This is a genomic window from Mesorhizobium sp. M8A.F.Ca.ET.165.01.1.1, from assembly GCF_004792065.1.
GTDB lineage: Bacteria > Pseudomonadota > Alphaproteobacteria > Rhizobiales > Rhizobiaceae > Mesorhizobium.
The window spans coordinates 180,018-196,954 of the sequence record NZ_SRTH01000005.1; the positions used below are offsets into that span (position 1 = coordinate 180,018).

General features: G+C 62.6%; 15 protein-coding genes. 7 read left to right on the top strand and 8 right to left on the bottom strand.

Annotation, left to right across the window (positions count from 1 at the left end):
• Positions 1–91 precede the first annotated feature (91 nt).
• The gene (locus EN808_RS16685) at positions 92–2,116 is read right to left on the bottom strand and encodes an amidase (RefSeq protein ID WP_135916408.1); all 2,025 of its coding nucleotides are present in this window, start codon (positions 2,114–2,116) and stop codon (positions 92–94) included.
• A 514-nt stretch (positions 2,117–2,630) separates the two neighbouring features.
• Here EN808_RS16685 and EN808_RS16695 point away from each other — a divergent pair.
• Positions 2,631–2,831: a hypothetical protein gene (locus EN808_RS16695; protein ID WP_135916410.1), complete on the top strand. Its 201-nt coding sequence runs from the start codon at positions 2,631–2,633 to the stop codon at positions 2,829–2,831.
• Positions 2,832–2,887: 56 nt separating this feature from the next.
• Here the strand turns inward: EN808_RS16695 and EN808_RS16700 are convergent, their stop codons facing one another.
• Positions 2,888–4,099, bottom strand: coding sequence for an alpha-D-ribose 1-methylphosphonate 5-triphosphate diphosphatase (locus EN808_RS16700; RefSeq protein WP_135916533.1), 1,212 nt, complete (start codon positions 4,097–4,099; stop codon positions 2,888–2,890).
• Positions 4,100–4,366: 267 nt separating this feature from the next.
• Between EN808_RS16700 and EN808_RS16705 the strand changes: the two genes are divergently transcribed.
• Positions 4,367–4,747, top strand: a complete 381-nt coding sequence (locus tag EN808_RS16705; protein WP_127280058.1) for a UTRA domain-containing protein — start codon at positions 4,367–4,369, stop codon at positions 4,745–4,747.
• A 52-nt stretch (positions 4,748–4,799) separates the two neighbouring features.
• On the opposite strand, the gene EN808_RS16710 is transcribed toward EN808_RS16705, so the two are convergent.
• On the bottom strand, positions 4,800–5,105 hold the full coding sequence (locus EN808_RS16710) for a hypothetical protein (RefSeq protein ID WP_135916411.1): 306 nt from the start codon (positions 5,103–5,105) through the stop codon (positions 4,800–4,802).
• Between the two features lie 219 nt (positions 5,106–5,324).
• Between EN808_RS16710 and EN808_RS16715 the strand changes: the two genes are divergently transcribed.
• Positions 5,325–5,849 (top strand): GNAT family N-acetyltransferase, encoded by a 525-nt coding sequence (locus tag EN808_RS16715; protein WP_245525085.1) that lies wholly within the window; start codon positions 5,325–5,327, stop codon positions 5,847–5,849.
• A gap of 337 nt (positions 5,850–6,186) precedes the next feature.
• On the opposite strand, the gene EN808_RS16720 is transcribed toward EN808_RS16715, so the two are convergent.
• Entirely contained in the window at positions 6,187–6,840 is a 654-nt protein-coding gene (locus tag EN808_RS16720) for a hydrolase (RefSeq protein ID WP_135916412.1), read from the bottom strand.
• Positions 6,841–6,994: 154 nt separating this feature from the next.
• On the opposite strand from EN808_RS16720, the gene EN808_RS16725 reads away from it, so the two are divergent.
• Positions 6,995–7,888, top strand: coding sequence for a LysR family transcriptional regulator (locus EN808_RS16725; RefSeq protein WP_127277014.1), 894 nt, complete (start codon positions 6,995–6,997; stop codon positions 7,886–7,888).
• Between the two features lie 48 nt (positions 7,889–7,936).
• Here EN808_RS16725 and EN808_RS16730 read toward each other — a convergent pair whose 3' ends face one another.
• The 3 genes from EN808_RS16730 to EN808_RS16740 form a co-directional block, all read right to left on the bottom strand.
• On the bottom strand, positions 7,937–8,959 hold the full coding sequence (locus EN808_RS16730; RefSeq protein WP_135916534.1) for an aminopeptidase: 1,023 nt from the start codon (positions 8,957–8,959) through the stop codon (positions 7,937–7,939).
• A gap of 453 nt (positions 8,960–9,412) precedes the next feature.
• The gene (locus EN808_RS16735) at positions 9,413–11,080 is read right to left on the bottom strand and encodes an ATP-dependent helicase (protein WP_135916413.1); all 1,668 of its coding nucleotides are present in this window, start codon (positions 11,078–11,080) and stop codon (positions 9,413–9,415) included.
• The gene (locus EN808_RS16740) at positions 11,077–13,017 is read right to left on the bottom strand and encodes an AAA family ATPase (RefSeq protein ID WP_135916414.1); all 1,941 of its coding nucleotides are present in this window, start codon (positions 13,015–13,017) and stop codon (positions 11,077–11,079) included. The genes EN808_RS16735 and EN808_RS16740 overlap by 4 nt, the downstream gene beginning before the upstream one ends.
• 261 nt (positions 13,018–13,278) lie before the next feature.
• Between EN808_RS16740 and EN808_RS16745 the strand changes: the two genes are divergently transcribed.
• The 3 genes from EN808_RS16745 (at position 13,279) to EN808_RS16755 (ending at position 16,193) form a co-directional block, all read left to right on the top strand.
• Positions 13,279–14,172, top strand: a complete 894-nt coding sequence (locus EN808_RS16745) for a restriction endonuclease (RefSeq protein ID WP_135916415.1) — start codon at positions 13,279–13,281, stop codon at positions 14,170–14,172.
• 339 nt (positions 14,173–14,511) lie between these two features.
• Positions 14,512–15,270 (top strand): SDR family oxidoreductase, encoded by a 759-nt coding sequence (locus tag EN808_RS16750; RefSeq protein ID WP_135916416.1) that lies wholly within the window; start codon positions 14,512–14,514, stop codon positions 15,268–15,270.
• The gene (locus EN808_RS16755) at positions 15,267–16,193 is read left to right on the top strand and encodes a sigma-70 family RNA polymerase sigma factor (protein ID WP_135916417.1); all 927 of its coding nucleotides are present in this window, start codon (positions 15,267–15,269) and stop codon (positions 16,191–16,193) included. The genes EN808_RS16750 and EN808_RS16755 overlap by 4 nt, the downstream gene beginning before the upstream one ends.
• Before the next feature lie 82 nt (positions 16,194–16,275).
• On the opposite strand, the gene EN808_RS16760 is transcribed toward EN808_RS16755, so the two are convergent.
• Positions 16,276–16,902 carry an FMN-binding negative transcriptional regulator gene (locus EN808_RS16760; RefSeq protein ID WP_135916418.1) on the bottom strand — a complete coding sequence of 209 codons (627 nt, stop codon included), beginning with the start codon at positions 16,900–16,902 and terminating at the stop codon, positions 16,276–16,278.
• Positions 16,903–16,937 lie beyond the last annotated feature (35 nt).

Below are 16,937 nucleotides of genomic sequence, written 5' to 3' on the forward strand. Positions count from 1 at the left end.
GGTGGCGCTCTACGGCGCCCCCCTCTGTCCGGCAGGACAAAGGGGGGCGTGACAGAACTCGACGGTGGACGTTGCGCTTTTCACTACTTCGCTACCCAATCCCACCCGTAACCGCATAGGCGCCTGCGGTGCGTCCATCCTCCAGCCGCACCACCGCCGTCACGATCGAGCCATACGCGCCGCGCCAGGGGCTATGGAGGCGCTGGTGCTCGGCGGCCGGAACGAGCGCACGCCCGATGAAGCGCGTCCCGCTTCGTTGCATCGCGACGGCGTCTCCGTTGACATGCAGCTTGACGCTGGCGTTCTGCGCCTCTGCGTCGCCGGGCAGATCAAGCGTGATGGTGATTTCGTCCTGATCGCGGGAAGAACGCATCTCGGCAGCAAACGCGATGGCAAGCGGAGGTGCTTTGGCGTCGCCAGCCCGGTTGGGCCGGCTCGAAAACACATCATCGGCCAGTTCAGGCGTGCGCGGCGGACGCGTGCGACGCTGCGTGGAGCGCTCGTAATCGCCGGCCATACGCAGCAGCCTTTCGTCGTCATAGGCCTTGCCGGCGAAGGTCAGGCCGACCGGCATGCCGATGTCGGCCATGGTGCCCATCGGCACGGTGACGGTCGGGATGCCGAAATGGCGCCAGACCAGATTGCCGTTGGCGACCCAGGTGCCGTTGCGCCAGGCGAGCGCGGCGGAGGCCTCGTTGACGTCGGCGTCGGCCGGGCCGACATCGGCGGCGGCCGGCAGCACCACGGCATCGAGGCGATTGGCGTCCAGCCAGTCCTCGAAATCGATGCGCCGCGTCGCCTCAAGTCCCTTCAACCCGTCTGCCATGGTCGGGATGTCCTTGAAGGGCGTGACGCCGGACTTCGCCCGCTCGACATAGTCCGCCAGGTCGAAGCCGCCTTCATAGCGGTCCGGCAAGGTGCCTGGCGGCTGCGGAAAGATTTTCGGGCCGTCGACAGAGGCGAGATCGGGCAAGGCAGGGTCGGCATTGGCGCGCAGGAAATCGTCCCAGGCCCAGATGCAGAGGTCCCAGATTTCGCGGTCGGCGAAGTCCGCCGGCACCAGTCCGCGCTCGACCATGGTTCGTGCGCCCGGGCGGTCGCGCTCGTAATTGGAGACAACGGGAAAATCGACCTCGACCAATTCGGCGCCGAGCCGACGCAGATCCGTTGCCGCCTGCTCCCATAGATCAAGCACCGAGGCCCGGGTTTCGATCGGCCGGTCGGCCTCGCTGTCGCGGCCGATATACATTCCGGGCACGCCGAGCCGTTTGCCCTTGAGCGACCCCTCCAGCGCCACATCGGTGTAACGCGGTGGGCGCAACTCGGAACTTTTCGGCAGTTTGATCCAGGGCTGCGCGCGCCAGAAATCGCCTCTGGTTTCCGGATCATCGGCGACGATGACATCAAGCAGTTCCAGCATGTCGGGCACGCTGCGCGTGTGCGGCACCACGACATCCATGGTCGGCACCAAGGGCCAGTTGCCGCGCACCGAAATCACCCCGCGCGAGGGCGTGTAGGCGACCAGCGCGTTGTTGGTGGCCGGCGCGCGGCCGGACGACCAGGTCTCCTCGCCAAGCCCGAAGGCGCAGAAACTCGCCGCCGTCGCGGTGCCCGAGCCATTGGAGGAGCCCGACGCGAAGGCGGCGGTCAGGTAGTCGGCATTGTACGGGCTTTCGGCGCGGCCATAGACGCCGCGCTGCATGCCGCCATTGGCCATAGGCGGCATGTTGGTCAGGCCGATCAGCACCGCGCCGCCGGCCCGCAGCCGCGCGATGGTGAAGGCGTCTTCATTGGCGACGAGATGCTCGAAGGCGGGCGAGCCGGCCGCCACCGTCAGCCCCTTGACCTTGTAGCTGTCCTTGGCGGTGTAGGGGATGCCGTCGAGGGGCCCGAGCGTCTTACCTTGCCGGCGCCGCTGGTCGGAAGCGGCGGCTTCCTCGAACATATCAGGGTTGAGCACAGGCACGGCGTTGAGGCTGATGCCGTGCCGGTCGAAATGGGCGATGCGCCTGACATAGGCCGCGACGAGTTCGACGCTGGTGACCGTGCCCTCGTCGAGCGCCTGGCGCAGTTGGTCGATCGTCGCTTCGACGAGGTGAAGGCTGGCGTCGGTCATCGCGGGTCCCAGGCTGTTGTCCGTACGCCATGGATGAGCGAGGCCGCCGGCTTCGGCAAGAGCCAATCAGAGGTCTTTGCCGAGCCTGTTGTTCCTGCCTTTCAGGTCAGCGGCACGCGGTCCTCGAAAAAATCGATTTTTGATGCAACCTCTGATGGGCGCGCGCGTTACAAGGCTCCCGGGGGGGAGGGTGAGGTTTGCATTGTACCGTTTCGAGATACTGAACGAGCCGACAGGCACGTATTCCATTTTCGACAGATCGACCGAACTGCCTGTAACAGTGGGAGGCAGGCCTTTCATCGGTCTTTACCGGCACGAAGTGCCTCTGGCTCTGCTCGCCGCCATGGAGCCCGATGACAGCGGGATGCCGTCGCTCTCGCTGCTGAGCGGCTGCCGATCCTGCCGGGATGATCGACAAGACGACTTGCAAGCGTGAATGAACGCTCGCATAAGTTGCGGCTGGCATATAACATGAAAGAAAATGGTGCCGTCATCACAGCATGAAAGGGGAATCATGCCTGAACAGAACGCGCTTGTCCGCACGGCCATCGCACGGCTGCTTTCCGAGAGAACCGGGGTCGCCGTCATTTCGATGAAGGAGAGTATCGCGGAACTGCCGGCGGCAGCCGGCGCGGCGCTGGCCATCGATAGGCTGCAGGATCTGTTGCTGGAAATGGCGGAGGTGCGCGGAATGATGGTGGCGCTCGATCTTTAGGATGGTTCACCGTCTCAGGGAACGATAAGCAGCCCGCACCTTTCTTGGCGATTGCTCTAGGCCTGCAGATACGGGTGGGTCGCCACCTCCTGAAAGCGTTCCGCCTTGCGCGCCGGCGCCAGCGTGCCGTCGCCATAAATCATGCGGCCGGCACGGAAGGTGGCGCGCACGCGGGCCACGGGGCTGACATCGGCGACGACGAGATCGGCCAGGAGTCCAGGCTCGATGGCGCCACGGTCGGCCAGGCCCAATGCCTTGGCCGGGTTGGCGCTGGTCAGCGCCGCAGCCGCTGCCAGGCCATCCTCGCGCAACTGCGCCAGGCCGAGCACGGCGGGCAGGATCGAGGCCGGGTGATAGTCGCTGGCCAGCATGTCGAGCAGCCCGGCCTGATAGGCCTGGCGGGCGGAAAGATTGCCCGAATAGGATTCTCCGCGCAACGCGTTGGGCGCGCCCATGGCCGTATACATGCCCAGCCGGCGGGCTTCCCGCGCCGCCTCCAGGGTCACCGGGAATTCGCTGAGCACGGTTCCCAGGCCGTGGACGAATTCCACCTTTTCCAGTGTGTCGTCGTCGTGCGAGGCGAGCACGATGCCGCGGGCGCGGGCAAACGCCGACAGGCTTTGCAGCGTGCCGAGCACACCGCCATGCCCGTTGCGATCGGCCATGCGCTTGCCGACGACCTCGGAGACGTCGGCAATGGACATGCCGCGCTCCTTGGCCAGGCGGGCGATATACAGTTCGACGTCGCGGTACTGTCCCTGTCCGGGCGTGTGATCCATCAGTGAGACCAGGTGCAGCTTGCCGGCATCCATCAGTCTTTCCAGCACGCCGACAGCCGCGGTGAACGTCACCTCGAAACGGGCGTGGATGCGGTGGTCGACCAGAAGGTCGTCCTTCAGCCCGGTGATGGTCTGGATGATGGAAGATGTGTGTTCTTCCGAGCGCAGCAAAGCCGCGGTGGCGCTGTTGCCGATGAAGGAAAGCGCGGCATAGGCTGTGGTCACGCCGCAGGAGGCCAGCCGCTTGTCGAGTTCGGCGATGCCGATTTCCATCGGCACGTGGACACCGCTGCGCGGCTCCACTTCGCGCTCAACCATGTCGCCATGCATGTCGATGAAACCAGGCAGCAGCAGGCGGCCGCCGCCGGTGAAGTCGGCGTTCTCGACAGGCTGGTCGCGGATCTCGGCGATCCGGCCGTCTTCGACCCTGACGGCGCCATTGGCAATGACACGGTCGCGCAGGACAATCTGGAATTCACTCAGCCACATGTTCCGCCGCTCCATCGGTTCGTCCCCGCGGTGGGGTGCGGCCTTGTCTGCCCGTTCAAGCATGGTCGTCTCCGAAAACAACATTCCGCATTTCCGGATCGCCCTCCGGCCAGGCGGTTTCAAGGCGTGCATTTGAATGTTTCATTTCTGATGACCGGATAACTTGGCTTGGTGACAGGGTTGTGTAGGACAAACAGGCCGGCCCGTCGTGCTGCCACCGGAGATATCCGCAAGATGTGACGGAACGAGACGGACGTTGCCGCGGCCTTGAGAAGCAAGGGCCACAGCGTCAGCGTCATCCTCGCCGAATATGGCGTCACCGACTACATAAGGCTGCGCACCGACATCATCGAGCGGCTGCCGACCAAGGAGGAGGCGCGACGGCTCGCGCAACCGGAGACCGAGCCGGTGATGCTGACGAAAAAAGTCGATGTGGACATGAAAGGCACGCCGACCTCCTATTCCGAAACGGTCTGGGCGAGCGAACGCATGCAGTTCTCGATCGACAATACGAGCCAGCTGCTCAGCGTGCTGGCGCAGGCTGAGAACGGCGAGGGTGAGGGGCTGGGTTCCGCGCCAAAGATGAAATCCGCGCCGGTCTGGCTCGGCGTGGCGTGTAGCCGCGAACAATGTCGGCGTTCGACCTGACACGGACTGCCGCACGCCAGGCAGCGTCCATTGTTGGTTCGGGGTTCGCCAACTACTGGGCGCCGGGCGTCCATTCGGGCAGCGGCGCCAGGCTGCGGTTGAACTGCTTCCACCACATCGCCTCATCCACCTCGCAGCAGGCTCGAAGCATGGCGTGTGCCTTCTCGAAAGCCTGAGTCGCGAGGTCGTCGAACGTCATCCGCGCATCGTACGGCACCGACACCACCAGTTCCTGACCGGTTTGTGTCCCCTCTTCGTCGACCTGAAGATAAAGCCAGACGACGAAATGCGCGCCTTGGCCGCTCGCGTCGGCATTGCCGATCTTGATGCGGTCGATGCCTGCTGCGGTGACTCTCATGCGGGGACCTCTTCAATCGAGCTCAGAATGCCTCCAGAAGTCCGCCGCGATCAGGAAGGTTCCGTCACCGTTGCCGCTATGGTGAAGCATTGATGAAGAGGCGATTGGGCCGGCGTTGCCTGGCTGTAGCCGAGCCCTGCCAGTGCCATTGCATTGGCGCCGCCTCGGGCCGAAAATGCCTCCATGAAAGCAGTTCCCAGGCTCACGACACCAAGGCTCGTGCTTCGGGCGCCGGGCGAACGGGATATCCCGGCATGGTTCGCGCGCGCCACCGATGTCGAATCCGCCTCCCTTGCCGGCGATCCCGTTCCCGACGACATGAGCGCGGGCGCGCGGTGGCTGGCGCTTTCGCGTCAGCGGTTCGCCGACGGCAAGGCGATCAAATGGGCGATAGACCAGGCAGGTGTGTCGGATGCGATCGGGACGATCACCCTGTCCTTCGCAACCGACGCCAAGGCGGCCGCATTGGGATTTGTGCTCGGGCGCGCGCATTGGGGGCAGGGGCTGGGCAGCGAGGCCGCGCGCGAAGTGCTTCGCTACGCCTTCGAAACCCTCGCGCTCGAACGGGTGACGGCCGAGGCGGCGACGCGCAACGTCGCGTCGCTGCGGATCCTGGCGAAGCTCGGCTTCGACCATGTCGAGAGCTTCATCGATGAGTCCGACGGCGAGCACTGCGAGCGCTTCGTGCTCGACGCAGACGTCGGAACGTCACTGTTGGCGGGCGATGCGATGCCAGGCTGCTAGGCTTTGAGGCATCCGCCGAGGGATGATCCCTGGATCGCGTGGGCTTTCCGCGGTTCAGGGCAGATCAGATCACCGGCGCCTCAAAGGCCACGAAAATGATGCCGGCCAGCATCCGTCCGCGCCTCGCAAGCACTGGCCCATGGACCAGCTGGACGAGGTGCCGGCGTCGAGCGCATATCCGCCGCGACAAGATCACCAGTCAAGGCGATCAGTGCCCGGCGCCGCCGCCGAAAGCCAGTGCGGTGAGGCTGGCGAGGCGGCGTGGGATGACGAGACCCGATACGTATTCAACTCCCTTGCGACGCATCGCCCCGAATGCTCGTCATCCCTATTCAGCTCAGCCCTTGGCGCTCGGCACAGGCGTATTGAGAAGCTGCTGCTCCCAAAGATACGCGATGCCGCTGCCGCCGAAGTGCTGGATGAGTATCTCGGTCAGATCCTCGACATGCTCGGTGCGCGCCCAATCGCGTTGCCATTCGCCAGCGAGCGCCATCACGGTCATCACGTTCGCGCCGGCCGCGATCATCCGCTGGATGGCAACTTCGTGAGACTCCTTCGAAATGCCGCCCGACGCGTCGGTGATCACGGTCACGTCCCAGCCTTCACCGGCGGCCTGGATCACCGGCATTGCGACGCAGACCTCGGTCCACAGGCCGGCGATGATCAGCTGCTTGCGGCCGGTCGCCTTGACGACGTTCACCACATTCTCGTCCTGCCAGGTATTCACCCAGGTGCGATCGACGACTTCCTGGTCCGGAAATACGTCGGTGATCTGCTTAAAGAGAAGTCCACCGCGCGCCGCGATCACGCTGGTGAGAATGGCCGGAACATTGAAGGCTTTTGCCAGCTTCGCCAGCGCGGTCGTGTTGTTGACCACCATGTGCGGATCGTGGCTGTTCAGGTTTGCGAGCTGATAAGGTTGGTGATCGATCAGAACGAGGACCGAGTCTTCAGGACGAAGAAGCGAATCAAGGCCGTTGCGAGGGGTCATCAAGACTTCCTTTCTCTGCCGCCATGGACGGCACTGGGTTCACGGGAGACATGCGCCAGCGGGCGGCGTTGCCTGGACGCAATTTGCTGTTCCTCTTGGTGATGCGGTAGTGCCATGGTCAGGCATACTGTGTTGCGAAATGAGGAACGCCGGAATGGACATTGAAGATCTACAGACATTCGTCGTAGTGGCCGATGCAGGGGGCGTATCGGCCGCCGCGCGTCGGCTCGGCGTTTCCAAGTCAATCGTCAGTCGGCGGCTCTTTCGGGTTGAAGCGGAACTTGGCGTTCAGCTTCTTGCACGAACGACCCGGGGTGCGGCGCTTACGGAGGCGGGGATCACGTTCAGGGATCATGCGGCACGCGCCAGCGCCGAGATCGACACGGCCAGGGAAACGATCCTCCCAACCGGAGAACTGCGCGGCCGCCTGAGGGTTGCCATGCCGCTTTCTTTCGGCCCGACCCACTTCGCTCCGGTGCTTGCGGAAATGGCGCAACACCACCCGCAACTCCACATCCATAGCTCCTACAGCGACCGCTTCGTCGATCTGATCGCCGAAGGTTTCGATTGCGCGATCCGGGTTGGCTACCTTCAGGACTCCAACCTGATCGCGAAGCGCGTCGGGCCGATCTATGGAAAGCTTGTCGCAAGCCCGGATTACATCAAGGCGCACGGTTCACCTGAGAAGGTAGAGCAACTCGTCGACCATCAGGCCCTCATGCAAGGAACGGAAGCCTGGCAGTTCGTGGATGGCGACAAGATTGTCACGGCTCAGCCGCAGGGCAGGTTCAAGGCCGACAACGCTACGGCGCTTGCCGCTGCCGCGGCGGCTGGACTCGGCATCGCCTGGCTCCCCGACTGCATCACGCACGAATATGTGGCCTCCGGCGCACTCGTTGCGGTGATGACGCGCTATCCCCCGCCTTCGGCAGGCGTGTATGTCGTCCGGCCGCCGGGTAGGCACCCCACACGGAAAGTCCGGGTCCTCATCGAAATGCTGATCGAGTATTTCGCACGACATCCAGATGTTTGGGGTCTCGACCGCTAAAGCAAGAACGAGGCGGAACCCTTCAACAATTGCGTTCGCTTATTAAAATCAATCACAGGTGGCGGCGGCCTTGAGCGCTTCGGCGCGGGCAGGTTGGCGCAAATCCGCGATCCGTCGAACGGATGCGTAAAACCTGGGATAATCGCCGGCGCACAGGTCGAACAGGCGGAGAAACGCCGGAACCTGTTCGCCGTAGACGGCAGTCGCGGCGAGCTTTGCGTTGTTGATCGGGGCATCGAACCAGGCGTCGTATCCCCGGTATCCGGCCCAGCGTTTGTCGCGCGTTTGCCGGTAGCGCATCCGCAGCCTGTCGAGCGTGGCTGCCTTTTCAGCCGCCATCTCCTCGGGGCTACGGGAGCTTTGATAGACCTGCCTCAACTCGTCGCGGGTTTTTGACACCAGTGCGAGAAAGTCGGCACTGCGCCTGCGATCGGCTTCGTAGCGGCGCAAGCCGGCGCGGTCGCCGGCCGCGCGGAGCCATTTTCTTGTGCCGGTGGTTTCGACGGCAACCGCGAAAGCCTCGTTGAATGCGGAATCGCCATTCACATAGAGGCGCTGATGCGCCAGTTCATGAAAGATGAGGCTCGCGAGATAGGTGTCGTCCTGACGCAGCATGGTGCTGAGCAGCGGGTCACTGGACCAGCCCAGCGTGGAATAGGCGGTGACGCCGGAGACATAGACGTCCAGCCCCCGTTCATGAAGTGCTGCAGCGCTTTCCGTCGCGGATTTCCGGTCGAAATAACCCCGATAGGGAACGCAGCCGAAAACCGGAAAGCACCATGTTGTTGGCGTGAGCGAAAATTGCGGGGCGGCGAAAACGGCCCAGGTCACGGCATCCCGGTGGATATCGACATAGCTGCGGTAGCTGCTGTTGTCGGGCAGCGCCAGTTCGTCCGTGGCGAACCGCCTGATCGCGCTCGCCGACGTCAACCTGGTGCGCAAGGCCTGTGGGGTCGAAGGGGCCTGGATCAGTTTTCCGACGTCTTGGCGCGCGGCCATGATCCGCACATGACCCTCCAGCGATTGCGCGTAATAGGAAATGCTGGTGCAGCCGCCCACGGCGGACGCCATGACCACCGCGGCAAACAATCGAAAAATGCGCTTCACTTCTGCCCCACCGCTTCGTCCCTTGCCCATGGAGCATATGTGCGGCGGACCGTCCACTGGGCATGCCCTCGAAGCTGCCGGTCCGCCGCCGGCCCCCAAGCCATAGGCTGCCATGCGCCTGATGTCGGATATTCGGACCGCCTCGGCGATTCCTGAAAGCTGCCATTGCCTCAAGCGATCAGTTTCGGCCGCATTGGGGCGGCTTCCAGACAGTCTACTTCTGGTGGCTACGGCGTCTAGAGCGTACCTGAAGATGTTGTCAGGTCGTAGCGCTGCTTTTCGAGACTATCTCGGCTTCCAGCACTTGCCACACGCCGACGGCTTCTTCCAGCCGAGCCTTAAGCGTTGGCATTGTTTTGTCCGACTCGGTCTTACCCTCGACCCGGTTAAATCGGCGCTGATACCGACGTTCAAGGTTCACTTATACTGCGCAGCATATTCGAGGAACTCGACATGGGCAGTTCGGGCGCGATCCCATCGGTAGCGGGGCCAGTCGTCGGGTCTCTCTCTGTCTGATGCCATTGTCAGGACTAATTGTTCCCTTGCCCGTGATATAGCAACAAAGAACGCAGATCTCTCGTCTGCTGGATTACCCCAGAATGTTTCCGCCTCGACGCCCATCACATAGACCGTGTCGAATTCGAGCCCTTTGCTTTTGTGAATCGACATGATGCGGACTGCTCGGTCGGCCGAGAATGCCGACAGCGCAGTGCCAATGTTTTTCTCTTGCTTGAGAAGCTCATGCAGCCTGTCCACTGCTTCCTGAACCAGCTCGTCGAGCCGACTCCCCTGGGCGTAGTCTGACGACATTGCGACGATCGCGTCGCGCCCGACAACTTCAAAAAGATCATCCAAAATCTTTCGCAGCCCGTCACGGTCACCGTTGGCGATCGCCCCCTCCGCGATGGCGGTTTGCACGTGCGCGACAAATCTAGTCCATCGCGACCGAGCGCGATACTCCTGTTCCTCGTCTGCGGCTTGGTTGTATACTAACGTGTTGAGGAGGCGTTTGTGGGCGTCAGGACTGGCTGTCGTGCCCGCGACAAGGAGCAGGTCGGTAATGACCTTAGCAATCGGCTCGTTCGCAAATACGTGGATGCCGTCTTCCTCACGAAAAGGAATGCCGCTCTGCTGCAAAGCAAGACGAAGCCGCTGGCAGAAGTACAGCTGATCACGGCTGACGAGGACGGCGATGTCAGAAGGTGCGACACCATCATCGTCAATCCGGCTTTTGATCGCCGCCGCGATCTGTTCCGCTTCGTGCGATGCATCATCAGCATGGATGAAGTCGATGACGCCTTCGTCTCCGGGCAGTGCAGCATCATCCACTGCAGCTGCCGGGTCCATCTTTCGAACCATTGCATTCTGCATTCGTCGTAGTCGTGGCTTGGAGCGAAAGTTTTGATACAGATTAAGCGGCAATGCACCGAAATCGACCGCATATTGCTCGAAGATGCCATCGAGAGCGCCAGCCCAGCCCATGATCCGTTGTCGCGTGTCGCCCACTGCGGTTAGCTTTGCCGCTGACGCTTCGAAGCAAGCCTTGACGAACTGGTACTGCTCTCCGGTGCAGTCCTGGAACTCATCGAAGAACACGTGGCCATAGCTGTAGCGAATGGCATTCCGCGCGAATGAATTGGTCTGCACGATCGTGGTTGCGAGCGGCACCATGTCATTGAAGGTAATGGACTGACCTTGCACGCGCCTTCCGCCGACGCTGTAATCGGCGTTGAGCTGGTCGGCGCCCGTCAGCGCCGTACGGAACCGGTCAATGATCCGTTTTGCAAATCCATGAAACGTGTAGCTATCGAACCGACTTGCCAGTTCATGACCGCACCTCAGCCTGACTCTATCCTTCAGATTAAGGCTTGCATCGACCTTGAACGCGATCGCGAGAATTCGGTTCGGGTATCGGCATGTGGCAGTGCGGAGCAGAAAGTCAGCACGCTGCGCCAGTACCTCCGTCTTACCGGCTCCCGGCCCTGCGGTGAGGGCAAGATTCTGGTCTATTGTCTTGACGGCGATGAGGGCATTCGGCTCGAGGATAAGGCCATCGGCCGGTTTCCAGCGATCGACGGGGATCATTCCGGTATAGCCTGAAGGGCGGCCAAGGCGTGAGCGACCATCCGCCTAAGCGAGTCCGGCAAGGAGGCGACAAGCGCATCATCATCAAGCTCTGCCATCGCCCGAATATGCCAGACCGGCTTGCTCCCGACTTTGAACCGCTTGTGATAAGCCCCGAAATAGGAGAGCTGCTCAGTGCTGTACTGGCCTTCCGCACCGTGATGTTCGCCGAGAACGGAGTCGAGCATGGCCTTCGTAGGTGCCGCCAACTGATCTGCGGTCATTCCGAACGCAGTCGGGTACGCAGTCATCAGGGCAAAGTCTAGGTCGAGCGGAGAGGAGAAAAACACTCCTCGTTGTTCCAGCCAGGTGATCCACCCACCGTCATTGGCGAGCAACAGCTTCTCGCTATTCCAAGCTTCGATCTCGTCGATCTTTTCCTGGGTCAAGCCGGTGATCTTCTTGTCGCCATAAGCCAGCAGCTGCTGAGCGGCGTACTTGATGCGCCCCCAGCCGCCACCATGGCGCGCAAGGTCGAGATCAAGAAGCGTTACGAACGGTATCTCCAAGCCATGGAGGAGACGCCAGAAGTGGTTCACATGCCTGCCGCCGAGCGGCACCATCGAGATTGACGCGTCGTCAATCTTGGTACCAGCGGCGCTGATCAGTCGTGGCAGAACGACTTCTTCACTGTCCCCCTCGCCGAGGATGACATAGCGCGAAAAATAGATTTCCGGATAAGCCTGAACCGCCTCACGAACGAACTTATAAGCGGCACCGTCCTTTTTCTTGTCTGGCAATTCTATCGTTCGCGCCTGGGTAGTGCGGTCGGCCGCTAGACGCAGGTAGCGTACGCTTTTGGGATCAATTCGCCGCATAATCGAGGCCGAGTGGGTCGCAAGGAGCGCCTGCGTATCCTGCCCCTTTGAGAACTCGGTCAGGCTGGCGACAACGCGTCCAAGATAATGGGGCGAAAGGCTGTTCTCTGGCTCTTCAACTGCGACAAGGGTGAACACTGCGGGGCGGAGCTTGTCGATATCGAACTCGGCGTTCAACTCGCCTGCCAGGACCCGTTGATTGAGCCGGTGAACGCCTAGGACAATCGATAGGTACAAAATCGACTGCTGTCCGTCGCTAAGGCGTGAAAAGTCGACGCTCTCTTCCTCATGCCCCGGGGCAAAAACCACACTCATATGGCGCAGGAGAGCTTCGATCTCATTGCGGCCGAAGAACACCGATGGGCTGTTGAAATGGCTTCCCCTATGTAGCGCAGTCCACGAACCTGACAGTGCCTGTGTTACGCTGGTCATTGCCGGATTGCCGGCCAATGCCGTGCTGATCTGCTCGGTGAGGCCGTCGACGGCCGTGCGTTCTTTTGCCCAATTCGCCGACCTCAGAACGCGCCCGAGCAGGGCGCTGGCTGAGTAAGAGATATGGTCGGCGGGATCTCGCCGAGCGGGTAGATAGTGGACCTGAATGCTGTTGCGTTCCTGCTTTGCCACTCGTGTTTCTGCCGCTGGCTGGCTATCGGCGTCGACCTTCTGCACGGTGGTGAAATTTTCTTCGACGTCTCCATCCTGGTCCAAGATCGCAGATAACCGGAAGCGAACCCGCACTGGTCCCTCTGGTGCCACAAGCTGCATATGGGCGAAGGCAAGGGGCACAGTCGGTTTGGGTGCACCATCATCGACGAGCAGTTCTGGGAACTCGAAATCCGCTTCGATCCACAGCCGCCGCTCGAGGGGATGATCCTTCTCGTTATGTGGAACGTGAAAATCCGATTTTCGAATTTTCCGCTGTCCTGGATCAAGGCTGAACATTCTTGCCAGCGCCTGCAAAACCGCAGTCTTACCCGAGCCATTAGGCCCCAGCATAAAAGTCATGTCAGCGAGATCGATGGTGGTGGCAGTCGTACCGAAAGAGCGAAAATTGCTTAGACGCAAACGAACAAGTTTCATTAGTCAAATCCCCCCGCAGTTGCCTAGCAAATTTCGATGAGTGGATGAAGCGTTACGTGGGTTAACAAGCTAATCCTTACGTCATTGTCGTCATCACCGGCGATGGCCCAGTTCGCAGCGGTGGGTCGACACTAGCGTCGCAAATAGCATCAAGTTAGCGATGACCGCCTGATCGATCTCGGCCGGGAGTAGTTCCGAAGGGAATTTTCCACGACAACCAACGCTCCTGTACAGTGCGCCCCATGAATCAGGAGGTCAATAATGGCGCAGCTCTCGACGACCGACATGAAGCTGATAGACAGTATCTTCGGCATGTACAGCGGCAATGTGCTAGACTTCAGTGTCGCTCGGTTTGGCTCGTTCTTCCAACGCGACCTGGGCATCGACATCTTCCACGACCGCTACGCCATTCACGGTGGGTCGAAGGGCAAGATGTTTCGGGGATTCCTCGAAGTAGCATCGAATGCCGACGTCGCTCGGGCGCTCCATGCGCTGTGGGAATACCGAGAGACATATCGACTCGATCATAATGAGACGGACAGCGTCCTGAACTCTCGGGCGCGCTTAAGCGCGCTGGTGGTCAAGCTCGGCTACAAGCCGTTGCCGGCGGGGTTCGACGAGCCAGCACCGGCGGCGCCGACATCACCCGTGCCCAAGGGGCCCAGGGCCGGCGAGCTGGTGGCGCTCGAAGCAGAATTCATTGCCATGACGGCGATGGACGAGGCCGCCCAAGCGCGTGGCTATGCGTTCGAGCGCTTCTTGAAGAAATGGTTCGATGCATGGGGACTCGATGCGCGGGCCTCGTTCAAGCAGATCGGCGAGCAGATCGACGGTAGCTTCGAGCACCGAGGCTCTGTTTATCTGATCGAGGCGAAGTGGACGAATGCCAAGACGGATGCCGCCGCTTTGCGCTCCTTCCAGGAGAAAGCAGGTGATGGCTTCGAGGGAACACGGGGCCTGTTCGTCTCCTATTCGGGCTTCACGGACCAAGGACTAGTCGCCTTCAACGCAAAGCGCGTCATCCTTATGGACGGCATGGACGTCTTCGAGGCGCTACGCCGGCGCATCTCGCTCGAGGAGGTGATCGCGGCGAAGTTCAGGCGCGGCACCGAAGAGCGGCGATCGATGATCTCGGTTCGCGAGCTGTTCCCGTAGAGAGGCGGAGGACGGCCGCTGTGGCAAACTATCAATCGCATGGCGCCTTCGTCCGACAACGCAAAAGTCTTGGCGGCCAGCAGCCCGCCGTTGGCCACCTTCTTGCGGATATCACAGGCGGGCTGGCCTACCGGCACGGCAGCAGCACAGGCATCGTCGACGGCTATCTCGCGATTGACAGTGGCTGATATTCGCCCACCGCGCCAAGATCAGACAGTCCGCTCTCGGCGCATATTGGCGGCGTCATATCCAGACGCCATCACCAAATCTCGCGCACCGCGGACTCTTTTCCCGCCCCTCAAACGTCTTAGCTACAGTGAAACACTGGAGCAGGGTCCAATGAGCCTCAAGGACAGGAAAATCGTGGTCACCGGCGGCAGCCGGGGGCTTGGCCTCGGCCTGGTCGAAGCGCTGGTCGGGCAGGGCGCCGAGGTGACCGTTGTCGCGCGGGGCGCCGAGGCGCTGGAAGCGGTTGGTGCGCGGCTTGGGGTCGCCACCATTGCGGCCGATGTCACGGACGAGGACGCGGCCTATCGCATTCTGGGCGAGGTGCGCCCAGACATAGTGGTGCTCAACGCCGGTGCGACGCCGCGCATGGGGCGGCTGGACCAATTGAAGTGGGAGGATTTCTCCGTCGCCTGGGAAACCGACGTCAAGGCCGGGCTCTACTGGCTGCAGGCGGCGCTGAACCTGCCGCTCAAGCCGGGCAGCCGGGTGCTGGTCGGGTCGAGCGGCGCCGCCGTCACCGGATCGCAGATGTCGGGCGGTTATGGCGGCTCCAAGCGTATGCTGTGGTTCATGGCCAAATACGCCAATGGCGTGGCGCAAGAGAAAGGCCTCGGCATACGCTTCCAGGCGATCCTGCCCCGGCAGATGATCCTCGGCACCGGGATCGGCGATGCGGCCGCCGGCGCCTATGCCGGCTCGATCGGCATCACGCCGGAACAATTCGTCGCCCGCTTCGGCGCGCCGATGCCGCCCCGGGCGTTCGGCGACAGGGTCGTCTCGCTGCTGGAGGACCCGGCCTATGCCGAGGGCGTCGTCTTCGGCCTCAGCGGCGACGCGGGCGTGACGATCATGGAGGGCGCTGGTCCTTGAGCGACGAAAAATCAGCCGTGGAGCGCGACCGGCGGGAGGGGCTGCTTGCCCTTGCCGCCGCGCTGCGGCCGGAGCTGCACCGCTACTGTTCGCGGCTGATGGGATCGGTCATCGACGGCGAGGATGTCGTGCAGGACACGTTCGCGCGGGCCTTCGTGGCGCTCGACGAGTTGTGCGAGGTGCCGCAGCTGAGGCCCTGGCTGTTCCGGATCGCCCACAACCGCGCGCTCGACCTGTTGCGCAGCCGCGCGATCCGCGTGGCCGAGCCGATCGAGGCGGCGCTCGAAATTGCCGACGAGGCCGACCCGGTGGAGATGCTGATGCGCAGGCAAGCCGTGCAAACCGCCGTGTCGCGCTTCGCGGAGTTTCCCGTGCCGCAACGCAGCGTCGTCATCCTCAGGGATGTGCTCGACGAGCCGCTGGCCGACATCGCCGCCTTGCTCGGCATCACGGTCGATGCGGTGAAGGGGCATCTGGCGCGCGGCCGTGCCCGGCTTCGGCGGATCAACGCGCAGGCCGATCCGCGTCCCGATGCGCGCATCGCCTCCGCCGCTATCGTGCGCTACGTCAACATGTTCAACCAGCGCGACTGGGAGGGCTTGCGCGCGCTGCTTGCCGACGTGAGGCTCCACCAGTCGATGCACCCGCCGCGCGCGGGCGCCGCCGACGTCGGCATGTTCTTCACGATCTACGCCAAGAGCGACGGCTTGTGGCTCAGGCCCGCATGGGTCGAGGGCCGCGAGGTGATCGCGGTGTTCGAGGACCGGACCGCCGCGAAGCCCAATCACTTCATGTGGCTGGAATGGCGCGAAGGCCGGATCAGCTTCATTCGCGACTACCGCTACGTCCGCTACGTTCTCGACGACGCGGACCTGGTGCTGGCAAGGGAAGCCGGAGCTTCCCGTGGTGGCGGCGGGCGCTGATAGGAGACAGCAGGTCGCGGGCCGGATCGACGCCTGACGGCGGCGGGCGAGGGCCGCCGCATCGAGGCGAGGCGTCGTGCCTTCACGACGGGATGAGGGTGGAGACCTCGCGGTCGGACGGCCGCTCGCTGGCGGCCAGCCCGGCGGCGACGCCGGCGCGGTCGGCGGCGTTGCGGTTCTGGCTCATCTTGCGCTTGCCTTCGAGCCTCACGACCGGCATGCGCAGGCCGACAATGCCGCGAAGCTGCGACTGAATGAAGTCGGGCGGCGCGTCCGACACCGCCCACTGCGGCGCATCGCGTGCACCCTCATGCAGGTTGGTCAGCCGGGTGACGACCTCCAGCAGCCTGTCCGCATCATCGAAGAACTCGACCGGCCCGTAGGCGTGAACGGCCGCGTAGTTCCAGGTCGGAACGACCTTGCCGGTTTCCTGCTTGGTCGCGTACCAGGACGGCGTCACATAGGCGTCCGGCCCCATGAACATGGCAAGCCCGTCGCCAATCGCGGGAACGCGCCACTGCGGGTTGGCCCTGGCCAGATGGCCATGGATCACGCCGTGCTCACCCTCCGTCTCGGCGAGAAAAAGCGGCAGGGGGGTGGCCAGCGGTCCGTCCGCCGTGGCGGTGACCAGATTTGCCAGCCGTGCGGCGCGGATCGTCGCCATCAGGCTGTCCCTGTCGTCATCGCGGAAAGCGGGCGGCGTATACATGGTCGAACTCCTTGCGTTGCAGCCACAGATGCCAG

Coding starts and splice junctions, on each gene's coding strand:
- EN808_RS16720 (WP_135916412.1), bottom strand. CDS start 6,840: ATGACCCCTCGCAACGGCCTTGATTCGCTTCTTCGTCCTGAAGACTCG.
- EN808_RS16725 (WP_127277014.1), top strand. CDS start 6,995: ATGGACATTGAAGATCTACAGACATTCGTCGTAGTGGCCGATGCAGGG.
- EN808_RS16735 (WP_135916413.1), bottom strand. CDS start 11,080: ATGATCCCCGTCGATCGCTGGAAACCGGCCGATGGCCTTATCCTCGAG.
- EN808_RS16700 (WP_135916533.1), bottom strand. CDS start 4,099: ATGTGGCTGAGTGAATTCCAGATTGTCCTGCGCGACCGTGTCATTGCC.
- EN808_RS16685 (WP_135916408.1), bottom strand. CDS start 2,116: ATGACCGACGCCAGCCTTCACCTCGTCGAAGCGACGATCGACCAACTG.
- EN808_RS16750 (WP_135916416.1), top strand. CDS start 14,512: ATGAGCCTCAAGGACAGGAAAATCGTGGTCACCGGCGGCAGCCGGGGG.
- EN808_RS16740 (WP_135916414.1), bottom strand. CDS start 13,017: ATGAAACTTGTTCGTTTGCGTCTAAGCAATTTTCGCTCTTTCGGTACG.
- EN808_RS16710 (WP_135916411.1), bottom strand. CDS start 5,105: ATGAGAGTCACCGCAGCAGGCATCGACCGCATCAAGATCGGCAATGCC.
- EN808_RS16745 (WP_135916415.1), top strand. CDS start 13,279: ATGGCGCAGCTCTCGACGACCGACATGAAGCTGATAGACAGTATCTTC.
- EN808_RS16695 (WP_135916410.1), top strand. CDS start 2,631: ATGCCTGAACAGAACGCGCTTGTCCGCACGGCCATCGCACGGCTGCTT.
- EN808_RS16730 (WP_135916534.1), bottom strand. CDS start 8,959: ATGGCGTCCGCCGTGGGCGGCTGCACCAGCATTTCCTATTACGCGCAA.
- EN808_RS16760 (WP_135916418.1), bottom strand. CDS start 16,902: ATGTATACGCCGCCCGCTTTCCGCGATGACGACAGGGACAGCCTGATG.